This is a genomic window from Rugamonas violacea (assembly GCF_016461825.1).
Taxonomy (GTDB): domain Bacteria; phylum Pseudomonadota; class Gammaproteobacteria; order Burkholderiales; family Burkholderiaceae_D; genus Rugamonas.
This window is the reverse complement of record NZ_JAEMNU010000031.1, coordinates 123,125-143,503: the sequence shown is the minus strand read 5'-3', so window position 1 is coordinate 143,503 and position 20,379 is coordinate 123,125. Positions and strand designations below refer to the sequence as shown.

At 67.4% G+C, this 20,379-nt stretch carries 16 protein-coding genes and 3 tRNA genes; 12 read left to right on the top strand and 7 right to left on the bottom strand.

The window, feature by feature from the left end:
• Positions 1–162 precede the first annotated feature (162 nt).
• From H7U20_RS06360 to ahpF, 8 genes are all read left to right on the top strand, one after another.
• The gene (locus H7U20_RS06360) at positions 163–2,421 is read left to right on the top strand and encodes a YgiQ family radical SAM protein (protein ID WP_233410536.1); all 2,259 of its coding nucleotides are present in this window, start codon (positions 163–165) and stop codon (positions 2,419–2,421) included.
• A gap of 330 nt (positions 2,422–2,751) precedes the next feature.
• Complete coding sequence (locus H7U20_RS06355; protein ID WP_199518763.1) at positions 2,752–4,206, top strand: hypothetical protein; 1,455 nt, start codon at positions 2,752–2,754, stop codon at positions 4,204–4,206.
• A 167-nt stretch (positions 4,207–4,373) separates the two neighbouring features.
• Entirely contained in the window at positions 4,374–7,202 is a 2,829-nt protein-coding gene (locus H7U20_RS06350; RefSeq protein ID WP_370593090.1) for an EAL domain-containing protein, read from the top strand.
• An 80-nt stretch (positions 7,203–7,282) separates the two neighbouring features.
• On the top strand, positions 7,283–7,627 hold the full coding sequence (locus H7U20_RS31080) for a TreTu family toxin (RefSeq protein ID WP_458351865.1): 345 nt from the start codon (positions 7,283–7,285) through the stop codon (positions 7,625–7,627).
• Between the two features lie 16 nt (positions 7,628–7,643).
• On the top strand, positions 7,644–7,952 hold the full coding sequence (locus H7U20_RS06340; protein WP_199518761.1) for an immunity protein TriTu family protein: 309 nt from the start codon (positions 7,644–7,646) through the stop codon (positions 7,950–7,952).
• A gap of 138 nt (positions 7,953–8,090) precedes the next feature.
• Positions 8,091–8,309, top strand: a complete 219-nt coding sequence (locus tag H7U20_RS06335; RefSeq protein ID WP_199518760.1) for a hypothetical protein — start codon at positions 8,091–8,093, stop codon at positions 8,307–8,309.
• 335 nt (positions 8,310–8,644) lie between these two features.
• Positions 8,645–9,208 carry an alkyl hydroperoxide reductase subunit C gene (gene ahpC / locus H7U20_RS06330; RefSeq protein WP_199518759.1) on the top strand — a complete coding sequence of 188 codons (564 nt, stop codon included), beginning with the start codon at positions 8,645–8,647 and terminating at the stop codon, positions 9,206–9,208.
• A gap of 99 nt (positions 9,209–9,307) precedes the next feature.
• Positions 9,308–10,897 carry an alkyl hydroperoxide reductase subunit F gene (gene ahpF, locus H7U20_RS06325; RefSeq protein WP_199518758.1) on the top strand — a complete coding sequence of 530 codons (1,590 nt, stop codon included), beginning with the start codon at positions 9,308–9,310 and terminating at the stop codon, positions 10,895–10,897.
• A 184-nt stretch (positions 10,898–11,081) separates the two neighbouring features.
• On the opposite strand, the gene H7U20_RS06320 is transcribed toward ahpF, so the two are convergent.
• Positions 11,082–12,215: an AI-2E family transporter gene (locus H7U20_RS06320; RefSeq protein ID WP_199518757.1), complete on the bottom strand. Its 1,134-nt coding sequence runs from the start codon at positions 12,213–12,215 to the stop codon at positions 11,082–11,084.
• Positions 12,212–12,694, bottom strand: coding sequence for a cyclic nucleotide-binding domain-containing protein (locus H7U20_RS06315; RefSeq protein WP_199518756.1), 483 nt, complete (start codon positions 12,692–12,694; stop codon positions 12,212–12,214). The genes H7U20_RS06320 and H7U20_RS06315 overlap by 4 nt, the downstream gene beginning before the upstream one ends.
• 93 nt (positions 12,695–12,787) lie before the next feature.
• On the opposite strand from H7U20_RS06315, the gene H7U20_RS06310 reads away from it, so the two are divergent.
• Complete coding sequence (locus H7U20_RS06310; protein ID WP_199518864.1) at positions 12,788–13,192, top strand: LysR substrate-binding domain-containing protein; 405 nt, start codon at positions 12,788–12,790, stop codon at positions 13,190–13,192.
• A 44-nt stretch (positions 13,193–13,236) separates the two neighbouring features.
• Here H7U20_RS06310 and H7U20_RS06305 read toward each other — a convergent pair.
• From H7U20_RS06305 to H7U20_RS06295, 3 genes are all read right to left on the bottom strand, one after another.
• Positions 13,237–13,313: transfer RNA gene (locus H7U20_RS06305), tRNA-Asp, on the bottom strand.
• 66 nt (positions 13,314–13,379) lie between these two features.
• Positions 13,380–13,456, bottom strand: a tRNA-Asp gene (locus H7U20_RS06300).
• A 25-nt stretch (positions 13,457–13,481) separates the two neighbouring features.
• Positions 13,482–13,557 (bottom strand) — tRNA-Val (locus tag H7U20_RS06295).
• 210 nt (positions 13,558–13,767) lie between these two features.
• On the opposite strand from H7U20_RS06295, the gene H7U20_RS06290 reads away from it, so the two are divergent.
• On the top strand, positions 13,768–15,138 hold the full coding sequence (locus H7U20_RS06290) for an MFS transporter (protein ID WP_199518755.1): 1,371 nt from the start codon (positions 13,768–13,770) through the stop codon (positions 15,136–15,138).
• A 141-nt stretch (positions 15,139–15,279) separates the two neighbouring features.
• Here H7U20_RS06290 and H7U20_RS06285 read toward each other — a convergent pair whose 3' ends face one another.
• Positions 15,280–16,143, bottom strand: coding sequence for a substrate-binding periplasmic protein (locus tag H7U20_RS06285; RefSeq protein WP_199518754.1), 864 nt, complete (start codon positions 16,141–16,143; stop codon positions 15,280–15,282).
• Between the two features lie 169 nt (positions 16,144–16,312).
• Positions 16,313–17,872, bottom strand: a complete 1,560-nt coding sequence (locus H7U20_RS30740; protein ID WP_199518753.1) for a methyl-accepting chemotaxis protein — start codon at positions 17,870–17,872, stop codon at positions 16,313–16,315.
• Between the two features lie 217 nt (positions 17,873–18,089).
• On the opposite strand from H7U20_RS30740, the gene dinB reads away from it, so the two are divergent.
• Positions 18,090–19,253, top strand: a complete 1,164-nt coding sequence (dinB, locus tag H7U20_RS06275) for a DNA polymerase IV (RefSeq protein ID WP_199518752.1) — start codon at positions 18,090–18,092, stop codon at positions 19,251–19,253.
• A 186-nt stretch (positions 19,254–19,439) separates the two neighbouring features.
• Positions 19,440–20,336: a recombination-associated protein RdgC gene (locus tag H7U20_RS06270; RefSeq protein WP_199518751.1), complete on the top strand. Its 897-nt coding sequence runs from the start codon at positions 19,440–19,442 to the stop codon at positions 20,334–20,336.
• The last annotated feature ends 43 nt before the right edge of the window (positions 20,337–20,379 follow it).

Sequence of the window (20,379 nt, the reverse complement as noted above, 5' to 3'; positions counted from 1 at the left end):
ATTCTAAAAGAAATTTTCCGCCCGGCGGCCTAAAAAACCGGCAGGGCACGGGCGGGGGCGGGGCATTTCCGGTACAATTCGTCCGATATGAGCTCCCCTACCAATTTATTCGCGACCGTTCCTAAACGGTCTGCCCGCGCTGCCGCCGCGCCCTTCCTCCCCATGTCCCGCGCCGAAATGGACGTGCTGGGTTGGGACGCCTGCGACGTCATCCTGGTCACCGGCGACGCCTACATCGACCACCCCAGCTTCGGCATGGCCCTGGTCGGCCGGCTGCTGGAGGCGCAGGGCTTCCGCGTCGGCATCATCAGCCAGCCGGACTGGCAGTCGGCCGAGGCCTTCCGCGTGCTCGGCAAGCCCAAGCTGTACTACGGCATCACCGCCGGCAATATGGACTCGATGGTCAACCGCTACACGGCCGACCGCAAGATCCGCTCCGACGACGCCTACACCGCCAACGCCGAGCCGAACAAGCGGCCCGACCGCGCCGTCACCGTCTACGCCCAGCGCGTGCGCGAAGCCTACCCCGGCACGCCGGTGGTCATCGGCTCGATCGAGGCCTCGCTGCGCCGCATCGCCCACTACGACTACTGGTCGGACAAGGTGCGCCGCTCGGTGCTGACCGACTCCAAGGCCGACCTGCTGATCTTCGGCAACGCCGAGCGCGCCCTGGTCGACCTGACCCACCGCATGGCCGCCGGCGAGGACATCAAGACCATCCGCGACCTGCGCGGCACCGCCTTCATGGTGGCGCCGGGCTGGCTGCCGGGCGCCGACTGGGGCGTGCACAACTCGACCCGGGTCGACGTGCCGGGCAAGGTGGACGCCCATCCCGACCCGTATGCGATGGCGCAGGAGGACAAGAGCGCCTGCGCCACCGACAACGCGGTCGCCGCGCCGGAGGTCATCAAGCCGATCCGCATCATGAGCCGCGAGGAGCGCTTGGCGATGGCCAAGGAAAAACACGACCGCACCGTGGTGCGCCTGCCGTCCTACGAGACGGTCAGCAGCGACCCGGTGATGTACGCCCACGCCTCGCGCGTGTTCCACCTGGAGTCGAACCCCGGCAACGCCCGCGCCATGGTGCAGGCGCACGGCGAGCGCGACGTCTGGCTCAATCCGCCGCCGCTGCCGCTGCAGATGGACGAGATGGACGGCGTCTACGACATGAACTACGCCCGCGCGCCGCACCCGAGCTACGGCAAGGCGCACATCCCGGCCTGGGAGATGATCCGTTTCTCCGTCAACATCATGCGCGGCTGCTTCGGCGGCTGCACCTTCTGCTCGATCACCGAGCACGAAGGCCGCATCATCCAGAGCCGCTCGGAGCCGTCGATCCTGCGCGAGATCGAGCACATCCGCGACAAGACCAAGGGCTTCACCGGCACCATCTCCGACCTCGGCGGGCCGACCGCGAACATGTACCGGCTGGCCTGCAAGGACAAGGAGATCGAGGTGTCCTGCCGCCGCCTGTCCTGCGTCTACCCGTCGATCTGCGTCAACCTGGGCACCGACCACAGCAAGCTGATCTCGCTGTACCGCAAGGCGCGCGCCATCCCCGGCGTGAAGAAGATCCTGATCAGCTCGGGCCTGCGCTACGACCTGGCGGTGCGTTCGCCCGAGTACGTCAAGGAACTGGTGACCCACCACGTCGGCGGCCTGCTGAAGATCGCCCCCGAGCACACCGAAGAGAACACCCTGTCGAAGATGATGAAGCCGGGCATCGGCGCCTACGACGAGTTCAAGGAGATGTTCGACCGCTTCTCGCTGGAGGCCGGCAAGAAGCAGTACCTGATCCCCTACTTCATCGCCGCCCACCCCGGCACCACCGACCTGGACATGCTGAATCTGGCGCTGTGGCTGAAAAAGAACAACTTCAAGCTCGACCAGGTGCAGACCTTCATGCCGACGCCGATGGCCATGGCGACCACCATGTACCACACGCGCAAGAACCCGCTGCGCAAGGTGACGGCCGACTCGGAAGTGGTGGAGACCGCCCGCAGCGGCAAGATCCGCCGCACCCACAAGGCCTTCCTGCGCTACCAGGACCCGGACAACTGGCCGATCCTGCGCGAGGCGCTGGTGGCCATGGGCCGGGGCGACCTGATCGGCAACGGCGACAAGCACCTGATCCCGTCCTGGACCGCCGGCGAGGGCAACGGCCAAGCGCCGGCCGCCACCGGCCGCCGCGCCGCGCCGGCGCCGATGGCGGCGCCGACGCCGGCCGCGCGCGGTCCGCGCGCCAACGCGCTGACCGGTTCGTTGACGGCGCGCGCCAGCATCGACAACAAGCCGCGCGCCTCGATCCTCGACACCATCAAGGTGAAGGCCAAGCCGGCGCCGGCGGCCACCCCGGTCCGGGGCGGCAAGGGCGGCCGCGCCACCGCGCCGGCCGCCGGCAACCGGGCCGGCCGCAAGTAGGCGGCTAAGTGAGCAGCTAAGTGAGCGGCTGGGTAGGCAGCTAAGTAAGTAAGTAAGTAAGCAAGCGAGTCGGCGCCTGGCGCCGGCCGCGGGCCGGCCGGCCGCGCCGCGCCGGACCGCCGGGAGAGCCGGACGCCGTTGGCGTCCGGCTCTTTTTTCTTGTTTCCTTATGGAAAATGTTGTTAAATCCCCCGATTGGTTCAATAGCGTGGATAATTCACGCTTGCTCCCGCGATACAAAGGGAGGGCCTGCGGCTACACTGGCTGGACGCTGCACCCAGTCCGTACCGCCGCCCGATGCCCGGTCGCTTATGTGAAAATTGGAAGATCATGAAAAAAACGTTTAGCCTGTCCTCCCTGGTGTTGGTGCCGATACTCGCCGTGCTGGCCGCCTGCGGCGGCGGTGGCGGCAGCAAAGACACCACCACCACCACGCCGACCCCGCCGGCCGTGACCCTGAAGGAAATCATCGTCACCCCGGCCGGCCCGTCGATCACCGTCGGCGGCAGCCAGCAGATGATCGCCACCGGCAAATACTCCGACTCCAAGACCGCCGTGCTGAGCACCGGTGTGACCTGGTCGGCCGCCAAGGGCGAGCAGGTGCTGAAGGTGTTCACCTCCGGCCTGGTGACCGGCGCCGGCGTCGGCAGCGACACCGTCACCGCCAGCTTCGGCGGCGTCAGCGGCGGCACCGTGGTGACCGTGCGTCTGCCGTGGGTCGACGTGGTCGCCGGCGGCAACCAGAGCTTCGGCCGCAAGGCCGAGGGCACGCTGTTCGGCTGGGGCAGCAACCTGTTGGGCCAACTGGGCGACACCACCACCATCGACCGTTCCAGCGCCACCCTGGTGGCCGGCGGCGCCACCACCTGGCGCCAGGTCGCCGTCGGCAAGCTGCACACCGTGGCCCTGCGCGCCGACGGTTCGCTGTGGGCCTGGGGTTTGAACCAGAACGGCCAGCTGGGCGACGGCAGCAAGATCGACCGCGCCACGCCGGTGCGCATCGGCACGGCCAATGACTGGACCTATGTCGCCGCCGGCGAGGGGCATACGCTGGCGATCAGCGGCAAGACCGGCCTGCTGTGGGCCTGGGGCCGCAACTCCAACGGCCAATTGGGCGACGGCACCAATATCGACCGCCTGGTGCCGACCAAGATCATCCTGCCGGCGCCGGCCGGCGGCGGCACCGCCATCACGGCCGGCTGGACCACCGTGGCGGCGGGCGCCAACCATTCGCTGGGCCTGCTGGGCACCAGCCTGTACACCTGGGGCTACAACCTGCGCGGCCAGCTGGGCAACGGCGGCCAGGTCGATACCCCGACGCCGACCCAGATCGGCACCGCCAACTGGGTCGCGGTGACCGGCGGCGCGCTGCATTCGGCCGGCATCCGTTCCGACGGCGCATTGCTCACCTGGGGCGACAACAGCAACGGCCAGATCGGCAACAGCGGCTCGCAGCCGGTGTCGTCGCCGTTCCTCGCCTCGACCACGCTGAACTGGCTGCGCATCGCGGCCGGCGCCAACCACATGCTGGCCTTGCGCGCCGACGGCACGCTGTGGGCCTGGGGCGCCAACGCCGACGGCCAGCTCGGCGACGGCCTGGGCCAGGACCTGGGCGTACCGACCCAGATCGGCAGCGGCACCAGCTGGGTCGGCATCGCCGCCGGCCTGAACCATTCCTTCGGCCGCCAGACCGACAACAGCCTGTGGGGCTGGGGCCGCAACGCCGAAGGCCAGCTGGGCAATGGCAACCAGACCAGCGTGGCGCAGCCGAGCCAGATGCCGTAAGCGCGGCGGACGGCCGAGCGGGGCGGCGGGCGCGGGCCCGGCCGCCCTTTTTCACGTCCGCGCGGACGGCGCGACTCTTGCCGCCGCGTCCACAAGTTCCCCGGCAAGGCGGGGGGAACGGCTACAATTGGCGCTGACGCCCCGTCAACACCGTTTTGGATAGCTCAGTGCCCGACCGCCAGTTCCCCGCCGCCTCCCGTTCTACCGTGGTTCTGATCGCGTTGCGCCGGCTTGGCCGCTGCGCCCGGCTGCTGGCGCTGCTGTTGCCGGCCGCCGGCGCCGGCGCCGCGCCGCTCGAACAGGTCACGCTGCAACTCAAGCATCGCCACCAGTTCCAGTTCGCCGGCTACTACGCCGCGCTCGAACAGGGCTATTTCCGCGAAGCGGGGCTCGACGTGCGCTTGCTCGAGGGCAGCGACGGCAACGAACCCGAGCGCGCCGTGCTGGCCGGCCACGCCGCCTACGGCGTCGGCAGCAGCAGCCTGCTGCTGGCACGCCTGGCCGGCAAGCCGCTGGTGGTGCTGGGCGTGGTGTTCCAGCACTCGCCCTACGCGCTGGCGATGCGCCAGAGCGGCGGCGAGCCGGACATCCAGCGCATCGCCGGCAAGCGCGTGATGATCGGCTCGCTGACCGACGAGCTGACCCACGCCGACGAGCTGCTGGCCTACCTGAAGAAGGAGGGCGTGCCCAGCTACCGGCTGCAGCGCGTCGAGCACAGCTACAACCCCGAGGACCTGGTCAACGGCAAGGTCGACGCCCAGTCGATCTACATCACCAACGAGCCCGATCTGATGGACCGGCTCGGCTTCGCCTACGACCTCTACACGCCGCGCGCGGCCGGCATCGATTTCTACGGCGACAACCTGTTCACCAGCGAGCGCGAACTGGCCGACCACCCGCGGCGGGTGCAGGCCTTCCGCGCCGCCAGCATGCGCGGCTGGCAGTACGCGATGGGCCACCAGGAGGAGCTGGCCGAGCTGATCCTCAACAAGTACTCGCGCCGCAACGACCGCCAGCACTTGCTCTACGAGGCGCGCCAGATGGTGCCGCTGGTGCAGCCCGTGCTGGTCGAGATCGGCTATATGAACCCGGCGCGCTGGCGCCACATCGCCGACGTCTACGCCGACCTGGGCCTGTTGCCCAAGGGCGCCAACTTCGACGGCTTCCTCTACCAGGGCGACGACGGCGGCGCCCGCCTGAAGTGGTTGTACCGCGTGCTCGGCGGCGTCGGCGCGCTGCTGGCGTTGGCGGCGGCGTTCCACTTCAGCCTGCTGGCGCGCGAGCGCCGCCGCGCCGAGGAGACCATCCGCAAGGGCGAGTTGCGCTTCCGCACCATGTTCGAGGCGGCGCCGATGGGCATCGCCCTGATCGACGCGGCGAGCGGCGAGTTCCGCGACGTCAACCCGCGCTACCTGGCCATCGCCGGCCGCGCCCAGGACGAGCTCAAGGCCAGCAGCTGGCAGGCCATCAGCCACCCGGACGACGCCGCCGCCGAGCGCGAGCAGATGGCCGGCCTGAACGCCGGCCGGGTCGGCGGCTACAAGCTGTCCAAGCGGCTGCTGCGGCCGGACGGCGCGGTGGTCTGGGTCGACGCCTCGGTCGCCGCCATCGGCGTGGCCGGCGGCGGCCGGCAGCAGCACCTGTGCATGATCGAGGACGTCACCGAGAAGCGCGCGGCGGAGGCGCTGATCTGGCAGCAGGCCAACTTCGACGCCCTCACCGAGTTGCCCAACCGGCGCATGTTCCACGACCGCCTGGCGCACGACATCGTCAACAGCCGGCGCGACGGCACGCGGGTGGCGATCCTGTTCATCGACCTCGACCATTTCAAGGAGGTCAACGACACGCTGGGCCACCACCAGGGCGACATTCTGCTGATCGACGCGGCGCGCCGCATCGGCGCCTGCGTGCGCGCCTCGGACACGGTGGCGCGCTTGGGCGGCGACGAGTTCACCGTGATCCTGCCCGAGCTGGCCGGGCTGGAGCGGGTCGAGCAGATCGCCCAGCACATCATCGACAGCCTGCTGGCCCCGTTCGCGCTGGGCCAGGAGCAGGCCTTCGTCTCGGCCAGCATCGGCATCACCCTGTTCCCCGACGACGGCGTCGACATCGAGGACCTGCTCAAGCACGCCGACCAGGCGATGTACGCCGCCAAGGGCGCCGGGCGCAACCGCTTCAGCTACTTCACGCCGGCGCTGCAGGTGGCGGCGCAGAACCGCATGCGCCTGACCAACGACCTGCGCGGCGCGCTCAAGGGCGGCCAGCTGGAGCTGTACTACCAGCCCATCGTCCACCTGCGCAGCGGCCGCATCCACAAGGCCGAGGCGCTGATCCGCTGGAACCACCCGCAGCGCGGCCTGGTCAGCCCGCTCGAATTCATCCCCCTGGCCGAGGCCAGCGGCCTGATCATCGACATCGGCGAGTGGGTCTTCCAGCAGTCGCTGCAATGGGCCAAGCGCTGGCGCCGCGAGCACCATCCCGAGTTCCAGGTCAGCATCAACCAGTCGCCGCTGGAGTTCCAGCGCGAGGACGGCGGCTATCAGGGCTGGCAAAGCCAGCTGCGGGCGCACGGCCTGGCCGGCCAGTCGCTGGTGGTCGAGATCACCGAGGGCCTGCTGCTCGACGCCAACAGCGCCGTCACCGACAAGCTGCTGCAACTGCGCGACGCCGGCATCCAGGTGGCGCTGGACGATTTCGGCACCGGCTACTCCTCGCTGTCGTATTTGAAGAAGTTCGACATCGACTATTTGAAGATCGACCGCTCCTTCACGCGCAACCTGGCGCCCGAGTCGAGCGACATGGCCTTGTCGGACGCGATCATCGTCATGGCCCACAAGCTGGGCCTGCGCGTCATCGCCGAGGGGGGGGAGACCGAGCAGCAGCGCGCGCTGCTGGCCGGCGCCGGCTGCGACTACGGCCAGGGCTACCTGTTCGCCCGGCCGATGCCGGCCGAACAGTTCGACGCCCTGCTCAAGGCCCAGCCGGCGGCCGATTGATCCTGCGCTGGCGCAGTATCGCCGGGTTGAAACGCCGCTAGAGTGGCCAGGTCGTTCATCACGATCACACACTAGCGGATATGGCCATCAGTACTACAATTGAGTTAATCCGTGTCGGCCGCTGGATGTCGCGGGTGGAACTGACGGCAATGCTGGTGTCCAGAAGAGTGCAGGAAAGCTATTCCGGCACTACCCATGTGTCGTTGCCGCCCAGCCCGAGGGCGTTCATGCGCCAGGCCAGACCGGGTTCCTTGTATGTCGAATTCGATGTCCTGTCGACTTGCTTGAAATCGACGGGCGCAGGATGGGCAAAGATCATCGGGCCGAATTCCTTGGAAGGCAGGATCGCGATGCATAAGGGCTTGCCGATATTGCATATGCCGAAGGCGAGCAATATCGAGCATCTCGCTAGCTTGTGGATTTAATTGGAGGTTGCTCGCCATGTTGGATATCTTTTTCTCATGGACAAAGAACGCCAAGGCGCTATTGCCTTTTGGCGTGCATGCGGAGTTGACGGTTGGGGCGGTGTCCTCCAACTCTTCCGCTCGCTTGGACTTGGAGGCGCCTGCGGGAATCGGCCGGGTCACCTGCTGGGAAAGTGGCGATTTTTGCGCGGAGATTCTCGATCCGGACTCAGGCCGGGACGTGTTCGAGCAAAGCGGTGAGTTTGATTCGATTGAAGCCCTGGAGCAGCAGCTGACAGGGTTCCTCACCACCCTGGGCGCGCCCGCAATTCCGCTGTGTAAATAATCTCGCCATTTTTGGTGGCGTACCGCGATACCACGGGTAGCATCGCGCGGGACCTCGCGGGGCGCCCGCTGCGGGGGGCTGGGGGCTGCCAAAATATGTTCCGGCAACACGCTCCCAACCTCACACACGGACCTTCACATGACTAAATTCCTGCCACTGCTGCTCGGTTGCGCCTGCGCGCTGTTGCTGTCGGCCTGCACTAGCGCACAAATCTATGATTCGCTGCAGGACAACTCCAGGGACGCCTGCTACAAGGGCTCGGAGCCGGAGCGCGCCGGCTGCCTCAAGCGCAGTTCGGAAAGCTACGAGCAGTACAAGAAGCAGCGCGACGCTGGCAACGGCGAAGCGAAGAAGTAAGCCGGCCTTAGCCCTACCGCGCCGTCCCACGCCGCCACCGCCCCGGCCGTACCGCCGCCCCGGCCGTACCGCCGCCCCGTCCGCGCCGCCGGGGCGCGCCATCCCCGTCCTCTTTCCGTCATCTCCCGCCATCCCGCAAAATGCCAGGCCGCGCCGCCATCCCGGCGATTCGGGCGGCACGCACCTTCGTGCCGCAGAACAGGGATAATAACGTTTCCATATCGACCATCGATAGTCAAATTGTATTGAAACAATATGTACAATCAATTTTCCATATGGGCGAAAAAACTTTACACTGCAGTCTCAATGATTCACAACCCCACGAGGAAACCACAATGTCTCTGATCAACACCCAAGTCAAACCTTTCAAGGCCACCGCTTTCCACAACGGCAAATTCGTTGACCTGACCGAAGCTTCGCTGAAAGGCAAGTGGTCGGTATTCGTGTTCTACCCAGCCGACTTCACCTTCGTTTGCCCGACCGAACTGGAAGACCTGGCCAACAACTACGCCGAATTCTCCAAACTGGGCGTGGAAGTCTACGGCATCTCGACCGACACCCACTTCGCCCACAAAGCTTGGCACGACACTTCGGACGCGATCAAGAAAGTGCAATACCCACTGATCGGCGATCCTACCGGCCTGCTGTCGCGTAACTTCGAAGTCATGATCGAAGAAGAAGGCCTGGCCCTGCGCGGCACCTTCGTCATCAATCCAGAAGGCCAGATCAAGGTGCTGGAAGTGCACGACAACGGCATCGGCCGCGACGCTGCGGAACTGCTGCGCAAAGTCAAGGCGGCCCAGTACGTCGCCTCCCACCCAGGCGAAGTGTGCCCAGCCAAATGGACCGAAGGCGCAGCAACCCTGAAGCCATCGCTGGACCTGGTCGGCAAGATCTAAGTCTTGAAACCAGCAGCAACAGCAACACAGTAGTACCGCGATGCCGGACCGGGTGTCCGGTCCGGCATTCGCCCAAAAATTCGCAAGGAAGAAAAAATCATGTTAGATGCAGACCTCAAGTCCCAGTTGAAATCCTATTTGGAAAAAGTGGTGCAACCGATTGAGATCGTCGCATCGCTCGATGACAGCGCCACCGCCCGCGAGATGCAGGAACTGCTCCAGGAAATCGTCCTGTTGAGCGACAAGATCAGCCTGGTCGAGCGCAGCGACGGCAACGAGCGCAAGCCTTCGTTCAGCATCAACCGCCCCGGCAGCGACATCGGCGTGCGTTTCGCCGGCGTGCCGATGGGCCACGAATTCACCTCCCTCGTGCTGGCCCTGCTGCAAGTGGGCGGCCACACCATCCGCTTCGACGAGGCGGTGATCGAGCAGATCCGCAACCTCGACGGCGATTACGCCTTCGAAACCTTCATCTCGCTGTCCTGCCACAACTGCCCGGAAGTGGTGCAGGCGCTCAACGCGATGGCGGTGATCAACCCGCGCATCAAGGTCACCACCATCGACGGCGGCGTCTTCCCGCAGGAAGTGGAAGCGCGCCAGATCATGGCCGTGCCGATGATGTTCCTCAACGGCGAGCATTTCGGCCAGGGCCGCACCAGCGTCGAGGAGATCCTCGCCAAGCTCGACACCAACGCCGGCGCCCGCCAGGCCGCCGAGCTGAGCAAGAAGGACGTGTTCGACGTGCTGATCGTCGGCGGCGGTCCGGCCGGCGCGGCGGCGGCGATCTACGCCTCGCGCAAGGGCATCAAGACGGGCGTGCTGGCCGAGCGTTTCGGCGGCCAGGTGCTCGACACCCTGGCGATCGAGAACTTCGTCTCCGTCACCGAGACCGACGGGCCGAAATTCGCCGTCGCGCTGGAGCAGCACGTCAAGCAGTACGAGGTCGACATCATGAACACCCAGCGCGCCGTGCAACTGGCGCCGGGCAAGCTGATCGAGGTCACCACCGCCAGCGGTGCCGTGCTCAAGAGCAAATCGGTGATCCTGGCGACCGGCGCGCGCTGGCGCGAGATCAACGTGCCGGGCGAGAAGGAATACCGCAACCACGGCGTGGCCTACTGCCCGCACTGCGACGGCCCTTTGTTCAAGGGCAAGCGCGTGGCGGTGATCGGCGGCGGCAACTCCGGCGTCGAGGCGGCGATCGACCTGGCCGGCCTGGTCAAGCACGTCACCCTGATCGAGTTCGGCGCCGAGCTGCGCGCCGACGCGGTGTTGCAGCGCAAGCTGCGCAGCCTGGCCAACGTCACCGTCATCACGTCGGCGCAGACCAGCGAGATCCACGGCGACGGCAAGATCGTCGACGCCCTGAGCTACACCGACCGCAACAGCGGCGTCAGCCACAGGGTCGAGCTGGAGGGCGTGTTCGTGCAGATCGGCCTGGTGCCGAACACCGAGTGGCTGAAGGGCGTGGTCGGCTTGTCGCGCCACGGCGAGATCGAAGTCGACGCGCGCGGCCAGACCTCGGTGCCCGGCGTGTTCGCCGCCGGCGACGTGACGACCGTGCCGTTCAAGCAGATCGTCATCGCCGTCGGCGAGGGCGCCAAGGCGGCGCTGGCCGCCTTCGACCACCTGATCCGCTCGGACGACGTGGCCGACGAGACGGCGGCGCCGGTGGCCATCGCCGCCTGATCAAGCGGGGTCAGCAGCAAGCGGGGTCAGTGCCGACATTCGGACACGAACTGAACACTAGAGGGGGAAGCACAGCCCACTACGCTTGAGTCTGTGTCCGAATGTCGGCACTGACCCCAGAGGTACAGAGGTATTTGGTGTTTCGAAGGGGCGGACTGCGGTCTGCCCCTTTTGCATTGGCGACTTACATCACCAGGTCGGCGCTGGCCTGCCGCACGCGCAGGGCGATGGCGTTGCGGTGGCGCGCGCGCAGGCGCGGGTTGGTGACCAACTTGCCGATGGTTTCGCCGACCACCATTACCACGCCGAGCAGCGGCAGCACCAGCATCAGGCCGGCCACGCCGGCCACCGAGCCGCCGACGAAAATCATCAGCACCGTGATCAGCGGATGGATGTGCAGGCTGCGCCCGAGGGTCAGCGGCATGAGCACGAAGTCGTCGAGCAGGCGCACCAGGATGAACACGCCGATGGCGCTGTAGGCCACCAGCGGATTGCCCGGCGCGTCGGTCGAGGCCACCGTCACCACCAGCACGCAGCCGACGATCGAGCCAACATACGGCACCCAGGCCAGCAGCGCGGCGATCAAGCCCAAGGTCAGCGGCGCCGACACGCCGATCGCCCACAGGCCCAACGCCAGCACCGCCGTGTCGAGGATGGTCAGCTTGATCAGGCCCTGGAAGTAGCGGCGCGCGGTCTGGTCGACCTCGTGCAGCAGGTACAGGGTCTTCTCGAAGAAGGCGTTGGGCACGGCGCGGGCGAGGAACTTCTTGAAGCGCAGGCCGTCGCGCAGGAAGAAGAAGGTGAGGAAGGGCGCCAGCAGCAGCGAGGGCAGCCAGGCCGCCACCGAGACCAGGATGTCGGTCAGGTGCTTCTGCATGAAGCTGCCGGTGAAGCTGGCGAAGCGGCTGTTGATGACCTTGCTCAGGCGGGCCTGGCGCAGGATGGGGAACTTGTCCTCCAGCGCGACCAGGGTGCCGCGCACGAAGGCCAGGCCGCCGTCGAGGTAGTGGCCGAGCAGGTCCTGCCAGGACTCGGCCGGCGCCGACGACCAGAACGCGGCGGCGATGCCGGCCAGGGTCAGCACCAGCAGGAACAGGCCGCCGACCAGCAGGGCGGCGGCGTTGTGGCCCAGGCCGAGGCGGATCAGGCGCTGCATCGGCGGCAGCAGGATGTAGTAGAGGATGATGGCGAACAGGAAGGGCACGGCCAGCCAGAGCATTTGCTGCAGCAGGAACAGCAGGACGCAGGTGGCGCCGATGATGCCGCTCCACACCACCGGGCCGCTGTGCGCCTGGTGCAACCGGTGCTGCGTGTTCATAGGGCTTCGATCTGCGGCTGGCCGGACATCCAGTCGCGCAGGCGGCCGCCGATGTGGCGCGCCAAGGCCAACGAAATCTTGTAGCCGATCACGGCGTCGGTTTCCATCAGGCCCATGAAGTCGGCGCGGAAGAACACCGCCAGCTCGCAGTTGTCGATGGCGCGCGCCTGGGCGTTGCGCGGCGAGTTGTCGAGCAGGGCCAGGTCGCCGAAGAAGGCGCCGGGCGACAACTCGGCGACCACCTCGATGGTGGTGTCGAGCTTGCGGCTGATCAGCACCCGGCCCGACATCACCAGGTACAGCGCCTGGCCTTCCTCGCCCTCGTCGAAGATGATCTCCTCGCCCAGGTAGCGGCGTTCATGCATCAGGCCGTCGACGATTTTTAGTTCGAGCGGGGTCAGCGACGCGAACAGCGGCGAGTCTTTCAAACGGTGCAGGCGCGGCGACAGCGGCGGCGATTTCAGAAAACCAAAGAGCAAGGCGACTCCATACTGTGGATCATTCGTGGTGGCAACAACATTGTCGCCGGTTTTGCCGCCTTTGCGCAGCGTGTTGCTAAATAATCACAGGGAATCGCCGCGCCGCCGCGCCGCGCACGGAGGGGCGCTCGGCCAGCCTATCCCGCCACGCCGGCCGCCTTCGACGTCGAGGCGGCCCACGGCGCCAGCTGGATCGCGCCGGACGACGCGCTGCCCGAGCATCCGTCGGTGTTGTGGCGCAAGAAGCATTTTCCCAAGGTGCTGCCGACATACTCGGTGAGCAGCCTGCTGACGGTGGCCGAGCTGATCGGCCGGGGCCTGGGCATCGGCGTGCTGCCGTTGGTCCTGGCCGAAGGGCGCGGCGGGCTGACGCGGCTGGGTGGCGCCATCGCCGAGTGTCAAACCGAGTTGTGGTTGCTGACGCATCCGGAGGCACGCTATTTGACGCGGGTGGCGGCGGTGTACGCCCATTTGTCGCAGCAACTGGTGCTGGAATGAAAAAACCGCCGCGAATCTGAGATTCGCGGCGGTTTTTAAGATGCTGGCGGAGCGGACGGGACTCGAACCCGCGACCCCCGGCGTGACAGGCCGGTATTCTAACCAACTGAACTACCACTCCACATTCTTTCGAATGCTGTACTACTGTAAATCTTTGCCGACTCGCCGAAGCGCGCTAGCTGAATGTTGGCGGAGCGGACGGGACTCGAACCCGCGACCCCCGGCGTGACAGGCCGGTATTCTAACCAACTGAACTACCACTCCTAATTCGTTACCACGTTTTCTGACTTGGTGGGTGCTGAGAGGCTCGAACTCCCGACCTACGCCTTGTAAGGGCGCCGCTCTACCAACTGAGCTAAGCACCCCACGCTAACCTCAGAAAACCCTTCAGGGTTTGTCACAACGTCTGAAGGAGGCCGTATTTTATGTGCGATCACGGCCATCCGCAAGGGCTTTTGGAATTATTTCGAAAAAAGATTACTTGCGCGGGAAAAAGATGCCGGCGCGGCGGCAGCGCCGCCGCCGCGATGTATGGCAAGATTGCCTGCTCCGCCACCCGACCAGGACCGCCGCCCATGCCGCACGCCACCGCCACCGCCACCGAGTCCGCCGCCGACGCCGCCCTGTATGCCCGGGTCAGCTGGCGCCTGCTGCCCTTTCTCTTCCTGTGCTACGTGGTGGCCTATCTGGACCGGGTCAACGTCGGCTTCGCCAAGCTGCAGATGCTGGCCGACCTGCGCTTCAGCGATACCGTGTATGGCATCGGCGCCGGCATCTTCTTCCTCGGCTACTTCCTGTTCGAGGTGCCGTCCAACCTGCTGATGACCAGGACCGGCGCCCGCGTCTGGATCGCCCGCATCATGGTCAGCTGGGGCCTGATCTCGTCGGCGTTGATGCTGGCCGACAGCGCCGCCTCCTTCTACCTGCTGCGCTTCCTGCTCGGCGTGGCCGAGGCCGGCTTTTTCCCCGGCATCATCCTGTACCTGACCTACTGGTATCCGGCGCAGCGGCGCGCCCGCGTGGTGGCGCTGTTCATGAGCGCGGTGGCGGTGGCCGGCGTGGTCGGCGGCCCCTTGTCGGGTTGGATCATGCAATCGTTCGCCGGGCTGTATGGACTGAAGGGCTGGCAATGGCTGTTCCTGCTCGAAGGCATCCCCTCGGTGCTGGTCGGCGTCTGCACCCTGTTCTATCTGGACGACGGCATCCGCAGCGCCGCCTGGCTCAGCGAGGAAGACAAGCTCAGGCTCGAGCGCGCCATCGCCGCCGACCGGGCCGGCCAGCAGCGCTTGCCGCTGGGCGTGGTGTTCCGCAGCGCCAAGGTGTGGCTGCTGGCGCTGGTCTACTTCCTGTTTGTCATGGGCTTGTACGGTGTCAGCTTCTGGCTGCCGCAGTTGATCAAGAACACCGGCGTCAAGAACGTGCTCGACGTCGGCCTGTTGACCGCGCTGCCCTACGGCGTGGCGGCGCTCGCCATGGTGCTGCTGGCGCGCCATTCCGACCGCAGCGGCGAGCGGCGCTGGCACGCCGCCGGCGCGGCGGCGGCCGGCGCCATCGGCTTGATCGTCGCCACCATTTACAGCGACAACACGGTGCTCGCCCTGTTGGCGCTGAGCCTGGCCACGGCCGGCATCCTCGGCACCTTCCCCGTGTTCTGGTCGCTGCCCACGGCCATGCTGGGCGGCGTGGCGGCGGCGGCCGGCATCGCCCTGATCAATTCGGTCGGCAACCTGGCCGGCTTCGTCAGCCCCTACCTGATCGGCGCCATCAAGGACGCCAGCGGCAGCCCGGCGCTCGGCGTCTACCTGCTGGCGGGCAGCCTGCTTTGTGGCGGCCTGCTTCTGCTGCTGGGCGTGCAGCCGGCCCCGACCGAGCCGGCAACCGCAACAACCACAACCGCAACCGCAACCGGGGTCAGTGCCGACATTCGGACACAGACTCAACAGTAAAAAAGTCGCTGGCAAACGCTATGGCTGAGCTCGTGTCCGAATGTCGGCACTGACCCCGAGGCTGGAATGTCGGCACTGACCCCGAGGCTGCGAGGCTGCGAGGCTGCTGACCCCGGGGCTGCGGCCGGCTGCGGGGCCGCGCTAGGGGCGTTCGGGCCGGCGGATCGTCGCCAGGATCTCGGCGACGCCGTTCTGGAACACTTGGCGGCCGGCTTCGACGCCAATCTCGCGCTCGTAGATCTTTTGCACGGTGCCGTCGGCCACCATCTGGTACAGGGCGTCGGCGTAGGCGTCGCGGACTTCGCGCGCCACGCTGGCGCGGGCGACGAAGACGCCAACCAGGCGCGGCGGCGTCTCGCTGACGGCGAAGGCCTGCATGCTGTCGACCAAACCCAGAGTGCGCTGGTGCCGCAGGTGGATGATGGGCGGGGCGAAGGTGCCGTCGGCGCGGCCGGCGACGATCTTCTTGAACACCACGTCGTAGTCGTTGACGTACTCGAGGCGGCCGGCGCGCTGCAGGCGGTCGAGCAAATGGCGCACTTCGACCGGGTAGAACACGCCGCGCGTCAGGTTCAGCCGCGCTTTGCCGTGCTCGACGAAGTCGGCCAGGCTGCTGTAGTTGCCGCCGCTGCGCTTGGTCAGCAGCAGGTCGAAGCGGGTGTAGCTGTAGGGGATGAAGCGGCCGCCACGCTCGCGCTCGGGACTGCGCAACGAGGCCATCACCAGGTCGACGTTGCCGGCGCCGTACTCGGCGAACAGGCGGCCGCGCGGATACCAGTCGAGCCGGATGCGGCAGCCGGTGCGGCGCGCCAGCTCTTCGGCGACGGCGACCGAGGTGCCGCGAAACCGCGCGCCGTCGCGGTAGGAGGAGTAACCGAGGTCGCTCAGACCGACCCGCGTCAACGCCGGACAGACGAAGGCCTGGACCGCCGCCGGCAGGACGGCCAGCAGGCAGACGGCGAAGCGCAGCAGGCGGCGCGGCGCGGTGGGGCGGCGGATGAACATGGTGGGTCCAGTGTAGCATTCTTTATTGCAACATTCTCGCTTGCTGAAACTGCCGGCGCCCGCACCCGCACCCGCACGCGCACCCGCACCCGCACCATGGCCACGGCGCCCGGCGCCCGGCGCCATGGTGCGGGTGCCGGCCCCGACCACCGCCACCGCCACCGCCACCTCAGTACTGCTGGTGGCCGTCCAGGCGGAACACGGCGACCGCCTGCGACAGCCGCACCGCCTGCTCCTGCATGCTGGCGGCGGCGGCGGCGGCCTGTTCGACCAGCGCGGCGTTCTGCTGGGTCGCGCTGTCCATCGCGGTGATGGCCAGGTTGACCTGCTCGATGCCGGAACTTTGCTCGATGCTGGCGGCGGTGATCTCGCCCATGATGTCGGCCACCTGGCGCACCGAGGCGACGATCTGCGCCATGGTGGCGCCGGCGGCGTCGACCAGGGCGCTGCCGGCGTCGACCTTGCCGACCGAGTCGCCGATCAATTCCTTGATCTCCTTGGCGGCGCCGGCCGAGCGCTGCGCCAGGTTGCGCACTTCGGAGGCGACCACGGCGAAGCCGCGGCCCTGCTCGCCGGCCCGCGCCGCCTCGACCGCCGCGTTGAGCGCCAGGATGTTGGTCTGGAAGGCGATGCCGTCGATGACGCCGATGATGTCGACGATCTTGCGCGAGCTGTCCTTGATCGAGCCCATGGTGGCGACCACCTGGCCGACCACTTGGCCGCCCTGGTCGGCGTGCTCGGCGGCCGAGACCACCAGCTGGTTGGCCTGGCGCGCGTTGTCGGCGTTCTGCTTGACGGTCGAGGTCAATTCCTCCATCGACGAGGCGGTCTCCTCCAGGCTGGCGGCCTGCTGCTCGGTGCGCTGCGACAGGTCGAGGTTGCCGGCGGCGATCTGGGCGGAGGCGGTGGCGATGGTGTCGGTGCTGCCGCGCACCGCGCCGACGGTGCCGGTGAGGCTGCCGACCATTTCCTTGAGCGCGTGCAGCAGGCGGCCGGCCTCGTCGCTGCGGTCGACTTCGATGCGCGCCGTCAGGTCGCCCCGGGCGACGGTCTCGGCCAGCGCCACCGCCTGCTGGATCGGCCCGGTGACCGAGCGGGTGATGATGAAGCCGGCGCCGGCCGACACCACGGTGGCCAGCACCAGCAGGCCGAGCAGCAGGGCGGTGGCGGCGCTGGCGGCGCTGGCGGCGGCGGCGCCGTTGTCGGCCATCTGGCCGGCCAGGTATTTGAGCATGGCGTCGAGGCGCATGAAGTAGGCGGTCTGCAGCGGGATCACCTGCTTGAAGAGGAATTGGGCGGCGTTGTCGCGCTCGCCCGCCTCGAGCAGCTTGAGGGCGGCGCCGCGTTTCTCGGCGTACTGCACATAGGCCTCGCCCTGGGCGCGGAACAGCGCCTGGCCCTCGGCCTCGACCAGCATCTTCTCCATCTTGGCGGCGGCCTCGTTGCCGACCCGGTCGGACTCGGCCAGCGCGGCGACGAAGGCCTTGGCCTGCTCCGGCTCGGGCGCCAGCATGGCGTTGCGCACGCTTTGGGCGCCGCGGTTGGCGTAGCTGCGCATCTCGTTGATCAGCTGGACCTTGACGTAGCGGTCGTCGACGATCTGCGCCGTCATGGCGCTGGCGCGGTTGACCCGGTCGATGCCGACCAGCGACATCAACAACATGATGGCGATGGCCAGGCCGAAGCCGATGGCCAGACGGACGCCGATGTTCAGATTGGACAATTGCATGATGGCCTAGGGGAGAGGGTTGGGCAGGGGCTTGCTCCACAGATACTACCGCCGCCGGGTCCGCGCGCGGTGGCCGATCGCACCGGCGGCGCCCGGCCGGCGGCCGAGTGTTGCATAAGCGCCATAGCCGGCGCGCCGCGCCGGACTTGCGGTGGCGGCAATTTCAGCGGATACTGTATGTATTCACAGTATTCTTCCCGACCGGAACGGGCCGCCCATGACCAGCCAGTTTGCGCCACCGCGACGCATCGCCCACCTCGACATGGACGCCTTCTACGCCTCCGTCGAGCTGCTGCAATACCCCGAGCTGCGCGGCCGGATGGTGGTGATCGGCGGCGGCCGCGAGCACCAGCCGCAGGTGCAGGCCGACGGCACGCGCCGCTTCGCCCGCCTGCGCGACTACGTCGGCCGTGGCGTCATCACCACCGCCACCTACGAGGCGCGGGCGCTGGGCGTCGGCTCGGCGATGGGGCTGATGAAGGCGGCCAAGCTGGCGCCCGACGCGGTGCTGCTGCCGGTCAACTTCGACGCCTACCGCCACTATTCGCGGCTGTTCAAGGCGGCCGTCGCGGCGATCGCGCCGGCCATCGAGGACCGTGGCATCGACGAGATCTACATCGACCTGACCGACGTGCCGGGCGAGACCTTCGAATTGGCCAGCCGCATCAAGCAGGCGGTGCGCGCCGCCACCGGGCTGAGCTGCTCGATCGGCGTCACGCCCAACAAGCTGCTGTCGAAGATCTGCTCCGACCTGGACAAGCCGGACGGCCTGACCATGCTGGCCATCGACGAGGTGCCGGCGCGCATCTGGCCGCTGGCGGTGCGCAAGATCAACGGCGTCGGCCCGAAGGCGACCGAGAAGCTGGCGGCGCTGGGCATCGCCACCATCGGCCAACTGGCGGCGGCCGACGCCGGCCTGCTGCAGGAGCACTTCGGCGCCAACTACGCCGGCTGGCTGGCCGACGTCGCGCGCGGCCTGGACCAACGCGCCATTTCGACCAGCAGCGAGAGCAAGTCGATCAGCCGCGAGACCACCTTCGAGCGCGACCTGCACGCGCGCCAGGACCGCGCCGCGCTGTCGGGCATTTTGACGGCGCTGTGCGAGCGGCTGGCCGAGGATTTGCGGCGCAAGTCCTATGTCAGCCGCACCATCGGCATCAAGCTGCGCTTCGACGATTTCCAGATCGTCAGCCGCAACGTCACCCTGCCGGAGGCGGTGGCCGAGCCGGCGGCGATCCTGCAGGCGGCGCGCGAGTGCCTCAAGCGGGTGCCGCTGCAACGGCGCCTGCGCCTGCTCGGCGTGCGCGCGAGCACGCTGGAGCCGCCCGGCGCCCTGGTGGCGGCCGGGCAGGGCCGCGGCCAGGGTGAATTGTTCCCGTGACGCCGCTGTGAGCGTCCTCCGCTCGACGGCGGCGCCGGCCGCGGCGACGCCATTCGATAATCCCTCCCTCCACCCCGGGGCACGGCGCCGCGCGGCGCGGGCGGACCACGGCAAGCGCCTGTCCGGCCGCGCCAGCGTGTAAAATACCGTTCCCTGGCAATACTGAAAAACAAGGCAAAAATACATATGTGGTTCAAGAATCTTCAGATTTACCGCCTGCCCGCCCCATGGGCGTACACCCCGGAACAACTGGAAGCCGCGCTCGCTCCCCATTCCTTCGTGCCCGCCAGCAGCAATGAATTGCTGCGCCAGGGCTGGGATTCGCCGCGCGGCAACGGCACGCTGGTGCACGTGGTCAACAAGCAGATGTTGATCCTGCTCGGCACCGAGAAGAAGTTGCTGCCGTCCACGGTGATCAACCAGGTCGCCAAGGCGCGCGCCGCCGACATGGAGGAGGCGCAAGGCTTCGCGCCGGGCAAGAAGGCGATGAAGGAGCTCAAGGAGCGCGTCGCCGACGAGCTGCTGCCGCGCGCCTTCTCGATCCGCAGCAACGTCTGGACCTGGATCGACCCGGTCAACGGTTGGTTGGTGGTCGACGCCGCCAGCCCGGCCAAGGCCGACGAAGTCATCAAGCTGCTGCTCAAGGCGGTCGACAAGCTGCCGCTGGAGAGCCTGCGCGTGCAACGCTCGCCGGTCGGCGTGATGACCGAATGGCTGCAGGCCGACGAGTCGCCGGCCGGCTTCACGGTCGACATGGACACCGAGCTGCGCGCCACCGGCGAGAGCAAGGCGGCGGTGCGCTACGTGCGCCACACGCTGGAACCGGAGGAGGTGCGCCGCCACATCGCCGCCGGCAAGCAATGCACCCGCCTGGCCATGACCTGGGACGGCAAGATCTCCTTCGTGCTGACCGAATCGCTGGCGATCAAGGGCATCAAGCCGCTCGACGTGATCAGCGAGAAGGAATCGAGCACCAAGAACGACGACGAGCGTTTCGACGGCGACATGATGCTGATGACCGGCGAGCTGAGCAAGCTGATGGCCGACGTGGTCGAGGCGCTGGGCGGCGAAGCCAAGGCCTGACCGCGTCCCCTCCCGCCGTGGGGGGGGGGGGGGGGGGGGGGGG

Excerpts from the sequence above, each read along its gene's own strand:
- H7U20_RS06360 (WP_233410536.1), top strand. The coding sequence starts at position 163 with ATGTCCCGCGCCGAAATGGACGTGCTGGGTTGGGACGCCTGCGACGTC.
- H7U20_RS06355 (WP_199518763.1), top strand. The coding sequence starts at position 2,752 with ATGAAAAAAACGTTTAGCCTGTCCTCCCTGGTGTTGGTGCCGATACTC.
- H7U20_RS31080 (WP_458351865.1), top strand. The coding sequence starts at position 7,283 with ATGGCCATCAGTACTACAATTGAGTTAATCCGTGTCGGCCGCTGGATG.
- H7U20_RS06340 (WP_199518761.1), top strand. The coding sequence starts at position 7,644 with ATGTTGGATATCTTTTTCTCATGGACAAAGAACGCCAAGGCGCTATTG.
- H7U20_RS06335 (WP_199518760.1), top strand. The coding sequence starts at position 8,091 with ATGACTAAATTCCTGCCACTGCTGCTCGGTTGCGCCTGCGCGCTGTTG.
- ahpC (WP_199518759.1), top strand. The coding sequence starts at position 8,645 with ATGTCTCTGATCAACACCCAAGTCAAACCTTTCAAGGCCACCGCTTTC.
- ahpF (WP_199518758.1), top strand. The coding sequence starts at position 9,308 with ATGTTAGATGCAGACCTCAAGTCCCAGTTGAAATCCTATTTGGAAAAA.
- H7U20_RS06320 (WP_199518757.1), bottom strand. The coding sequence starts at position 12,215 with ATGAACACGCAGCACCGGTTGCACCAGGCGCACAGCGGCCCGGTGGTG.
- H7U20_RS06290 (WP_199518755.1), top strand. The coding sequence starts at position 13,768 with ATGCCGCACGCCACCGCCACCGCCACCGAGTCCGCCGCCGACGCCGCC.
- H7U20_RS06285 (WP_199518754.1), bottom strand. The coding sequence starts at position 16,143 with ATGTTCATCCGCCGCCCCACCGCGCCGCGCCGCCTGCTGCGCTTCGCC.
- H7U20_RS30740 (WP_199518753.1), bottom strand. The coding sequence starts at position 17,872 with ATGCAATTGTCCAATCTGAACATCGGCGTCCGTCTGGCCATCGGCTTC.
- dinB (WP_199518752.1), top strand. The coding sequence starts at position 18,090 with ATGACCAGCCAGTTTGCGCCACCGCGACGCATCGCCCACCTCGACATG.
- H7U20_RS06270 (WP_199518751.1), top strand. The coding sequence starts at position 19,440 with ATGTGGTTCAAGAATCTTCAGATTTACCGCCTGCCCGCCCCATGGGCG.